This is a genomic window from Pseudorhodobacter sp. (genome assembly GCF_030452865.1).
Lineage (GTDB): Bacteria > Pseudomonadota > Alphaproteobacteria > Rhodobacterales > Rhodobacteraceae > Pseudorhodobacter.
Window position 1 is genome coordinate 1 of sequence record NZ_JAKDLJ010000292.1, and the last position, 4,769, is coordinate 4,769.

Annotated in this window: 5 protein-coding genes; 2 read left to right on the top strand and 3 right to left on the bottom strand. The window is 59.4% G+C overall.

Annotated elements, in window-relative coordinates; translation table 11 throughout:
• From choV to choX, 3 genes are all read right to left on the bottom strand, one after another.
• A partial coding sequence (choV, locus tag L0H65_RS14805; RefSeq protein WP_301459816.1) for a choline ABC transporter ATP-binding protein occupies positions 1–867 on the bottom strand: 867 nt, incomplete at its 3' end.
• The gene (gene choW / locus L0H65_RS14810; RefSeq protein ID WP_301459817.1) at positions 864–1,718 is read right to left on the bottom strand and encodes a choline ABC transporter permease subunit; all 855 of its coding nucleotides are present in this window, start codon (positions 1,716–1,718) and stop codon (positions 864–866) included. The genes choV and choW, both read right to left, overlap by 4 nt.
• Positions 1,719–1,764: 46 nt before the next feature.
• The gene (gene choX / locus L0H65_RS14815; protein WP_301459818.1) at positions 1,765–2,700 is read right to left on the bottom strand and encodes a choline ABC transporter substrate-binding protein; all 936 of its coding nucleotides are present in this window, start codon (positions 2,698–2,700) and stop codon (positions 1,765–1,767) included.
• A gap of 90 nt (positions 2,701–2,790) precedes the next feature.
• On the opposite strand from choX, the gene betI reads away from it, so the two are divergent.
• Both betI and betB read left to right on the top strand, forming a co-directional pair.
• Positions 2,791–3,366: a transcriptional regulator BetI gene (gene betI, locus L0H65_RS14820; protein WP_301459819.1), complete on the top strand. Its 576-nt coding sequence runs from the start codon at positions 2,791–2,793 to the stop codon at positions 3,364–3,366.
• Positions 3,367–3,380: 14 nt separating this feature from the next.
• Positions 3,381–4,769, top strand: a 1,389-nt coding sequence (gene betB, locus L0H65_RS14825) for a betaine-aldehyde dehydrogenase (protein ID WP_301459820.1), incomplete at its 3' end; no start/stop codon positions are given.

Genomic DNA, 4,769 nt, shown 5'->3' on the forward strand with positions numbered 1-4,769 from the left:
CACATCGCGGGCGGTCAGCACTGCCATAGGGTTCATATGGGCGACGAAATCGGCGACATACTGGCTGACGGGGTTAGCGATGATTTCGCGCGCGGTTCCGCATTGCACGATACGCCCGCCGTCCATCAGAGCGATGCGATTGCCGATCTTGAAGGCTTCATCGAGGTCATGGCTGACGAAAATTATTGTGCGTTTCAGACGGATCTGGAGTTCCAGAAGTTCATCCTGCAAATGTGCGCGGATCAACGGGTCAAGCGCCGAAAAAGGTTCATCCATCAGCAGGATCGGCGCATCCGTGACAAAGGCGCGTGCAAGCCCGACGCGTTGCTGCATGCCGCCGGACAATTCCCCCACCTTGCGGTCGGCCCATTGCGACAAGTTCACCAGCGCAAGTTGTTCGTCAACCGCTGCCGTGCGCTGGGCGACGCTTTGGCCAGCGAGTTCCAACCCAAGCCCAACGTTTTCGCGTACCGAGCGCCAAGGCAGCAACCCAAACTGTTGAAACACCATGGCAATATTCGAAAGGCGCAACCGGCGCAAGGTGACTGCATCGGCTTGTGTCACCGATGTCATGCCAGCACCATCCTTGACGCGGACCTCGCCACGGATCACCGGATTGAGACCGTTCACGCCGCGTAACAATGTGGATTTTCCGGACCCAGATAGCCCCATAAGTACGAGGATCTCGCCTTCTTCCACCGTCAGGGAGCAGTCGTGAACCCCAAGGATCTGGTCGGTTTCATCCTGAATCTCGGGGCGGGATTTGCCCGCGTCCATCAGGGGCAGGGCAATACCGGGTCGATCCCCAAAAACAATTGACACATTATCGAAAATGACAGCGGGGTTTCTTGCGGGCTTTGATGTCATTTCTTGCGCACCTCCAGCATGACACGCAGCACGGTTGCAAGCGCGACAATCACCAATCCCGCCTCAAAGCCGAGATCCGGTTTCATCCGGTTCAGCCCGTTCAGCACGGGTTGGCCAAGCCCGCCCGCGCCGACCAGAGTGGCGATCACCACCATTGAAAGCGACAGCATGATGGTTTGATTGAGCCCCACCATGATCTGCGGAAATGCCGAAGGCAGTTCGACCTTGATCAAGCGTTGCATCGGAGTGGCGCCAAAGGCAGTTGCGGCTTCGGTCAAGGCCGTCGGGGTGGAGGAGATGCCGAGATAGGTAAGCCGGATCGAAGCAGGCAGCGCGAAGATCACCGTGGCGATCAGGCCCGGCACCGCGCCGAGGCCGAAAAAGATAACGGCGGGAATAAGATAGACGAAGGTTGGCAGCGTCTGCATCAGGTCGAGCACAGGTTCCAGCACGGAATAAAGCCAGCGCCTGCGCGCGGCAAGGATTCCAGTCGGCACACCCACCCCCATGCAAACGATGCAAGACACGAGGATCAGCGACAGGGTTTCAATCGTGCGGTCCCAATAGCCTTGGTTTACGATGAAAAACATCCCCAATGCGACGACCATGCATTTCTTGGGGCTGCGCTGCAATAGATAGGTGATGCCAACAAACAGAAGCGTCATGCCAATTGGGCCGAGCGCGTCGATAGTGACCGTCACCGCTCCGATCAGGTTGGCAAGCAAGTCTGATACAAGGTCGAAAAACCAAGCGGCATTGTGCTTCAGCCAGGTGACGACGCTTTGCGCCGCGTCCCCAACCGGGATTTTCGCCGATGTCAGCACATCAACGAGGGGGGTGAAAAGGGCCATGATTGTCCTTGAAAAATGGCCCCGGACGTTGCCGGGGCCAGAGGGATCACTTTGCCAGGGCAGCCTCAACCGCGGCCACGGCATCGCCGCCGTCCTTGGTGGTCACGCCGTCCAGCCAGGGCTTCCATGTGTCCGGGTTGGCGGCAAGCCATGCGCGCGCGGCGGCTTCCGGTTCTGCCCCGTCATTCAGGATCGCACCCATGATCTCATTCTCCATCGGCAAGGAGAATACGAGGTTTTCCAGCAGCTTGCCGGTGTTCGGACATTCCTTCACATAGCCGGCGCGGGTGTTGGTGGCGACAATGGCGCCGCCAAGATCGGGACCAAAGAATTCATCGCCACCCGGCAGGTAGGTCATTTTGAAATTGGCGTTCATCGGATGCGGTTCCCATCCCAGAAACACAATGGGTTCATTGCGATCTTCGGCGCGGGAAACCTGCGCCAGCATGCCTTGCTCTGACGACTCGACAACCTGGAAACCCTTGAGCCCAAAGGAATCGCCGTCAACCATGCTCGTGATCAGGCGGTTGCCGTCATTGCCAGGCTCAATCCCGTAAATCTTGCCGTCGAGGGCGTCTTTGGCCTGCGCGATAGAGGCGAAATCCTTGATCCCTGCGGCAACACCGGCGGCATTGGTCGCCAGCGTATATTTCGCGCCAGTCAGGTTGGTGCGAACGGTATCAACAGTGCCCGCATCACGATACGCCGCAATATCGCCTTCCATCGTAGGCATCCAGTTGCCCAGGAACACGTCAATATTGTTGTCGGCCATCGAGGCATAGGTCACCGGTACTGCCAGCACGCTGATCGTGGTGTCATAGCCGAGCGCCTTCAGAATCAGCGTGGTTGCTGCGGTGGTGGCGGTGATGTCGGTCCAGCCCACATCGGAAAAGCGCACGGTGTCGCAGCCATCAGCAAAGGCGGGCAGGGCAAAGCTGAGCGCGGCCACGCCAGCCAGCAGGGTTTGTTTGATCGGGGTCATGGGTTTCCTCCGGTTGGTTGTTTTTTGTTGATTGACGAGTCAATAAACTTCACGATAGCCCGGCATGCAAGATATATCTGGGAATCCGTGATGCCGAAACTTGGGATGGAGCCTATCCGAAAGACCGCCTTGGTGAAAGCGACGATCACCGAGATCGGGCGCGCGGGTTCGCTCGATGTGACTGTGGGGCAAATTGCAAAGCGTGCGGGCATGTCAACCGCACTGGCGCATCACTATTTTGGCGGCAAGGAGCAGATATTTCTGGCCGCGATGCGCCATATCCTGACGCTTTATAGCGCAGAGGTGCGCGGCGCGTTGGCCACCGCCGCCACACCCGAGGCCCGGCTGGAGGCAATTTTGCTGGCCTCGTTCAGTGCGACGAACTTCCGGCGCGAGGTGGTCAGCGCCTGGTTGAACTTTTACGTTCTGGCGCAAACGGTACCCGGTGCGCGTCGGTTGCTTGCAGTGTATCAGCGGCGGTTGCATGCGAATATCCTGCACGCGTTGCGCCCCTTGATCGGTGCGCGCGCCGATGCGGTGACCGAGGCGTTGGGCGCGTTGATTGACGGGGTTTACCTGCGGGAAGCGCTGTCGCCTCGGCCTTCGGACGGCAAGGCGGCAGTGCGTATGTTACAGGCGTATCTGTCCGCTGAACTGAGAAATTGAGAAAAGGTGTGGTGATGATTGCGCAACCGAAAGCGAGCCATTTTGTTGATGGCGACTGGATGGAAGACAAGGCGGGGGCGGTGCTGGAGGTGCTGTATCCGGCCACGGGCGCAGTGATCGCACGTCTGCATGAGGCAACGCCTGCGGTGATCGATGCCGCGCTGGCTGCGGCGAAACGGGCGCAGGGGGCATGGGCCGCGATGCGACCTGTCGAACGCGGGCGGGTGCTGCGCCGCGCGGCGGACCTGATCCGGGCGCGTGGCGATGCGCTGGCGCGGTTGGAAACGCTGGATACTGGCAAGCCTTTGCAGGAAACGCTGGTTGCCGACTGGCCGTCTGGTGCCGATGCCTTGGAGTATTTTGGCGGTTTGGTGGCTTCGGTGACTGGAGAGACGATCCCGCTTGGCGTTGATTTCGCCTATACCCTGCGCGAGGCGCTGGGTGTTTGCGTGGGCATCGGTGCCTGGAATTATCCAAGCCAGATTGCCTGCTGGAAATCCGCGCCCGCGCTGGCGATGGGCAATGCGATGGTGTTCAAACCCTCCGAAGTCACGCCTTTGGGTGCGCTGGAACTGGCGCAGGTCTTTATGGAGGCAGGGCTGCCTGCGGGGCTGTTCAATGTCGTTCAAGGGCGCGGCGCGGTCGGTGGCGCGTTGGTCACTGATCCCCGCGTTGACAAGGTGTCGCTGACGGGGTCGGTGCCAACCGGGCGCAAGGTTTACGCTGCCGCTGCCGAAGGCTTGCGTCATGTCACGATGGAACTTGGGGGCAAATCGCCGTTGATCATCTTTGACGATGCCGATCTGGAAAGCGCCGTTGGGGCCGCGATGATGGCGAATTTCTATTCGGCGGGTCAGGTTTGCAGCAATGGGACGCGGGTATTTGTGCAAAACGGCATCAAGGACGCCTTCCTGACGCGGCTTGCGGAACGGTCGGAAAAGATCGTGCTTGGTGACCCGATGGAGATGTCGACCCAGATGGGGCCGCTGATTTCTGGGGCACAACGGGACAAGGTGATGGAATATGTTGAAGGGGCCAAGGCGGCAGGCGCCCGGCTGGTCACGGGAGGCAATGCGGATGGGCTGTTTGTGCAGCCGACCGTCTTTGCCGATGTCACCGACGAAATGGTACTGTCACAGCAAGAGGTGTTTGGCCCGGTGATGGCCGTTCTTGATTTTTTGGATGAAGAAGATGTCGTAAGTCGCGCCAACAACACAGAATTTGGCCTTGCAGCAGGTGTGTTCACGGCTGACCTGCCCCGCGCGCATCGGGTGATTTCGGCGTTGCATGCAGGGACGTGCTGGATCAATACCTATAACTTGACGCCGGTGGAAATGCCGTTTGGCGGCGTCAAGCAATCCGGTGTCGGGCGCGAGAATGGCAAGGCCGCGCTGGATTATTAC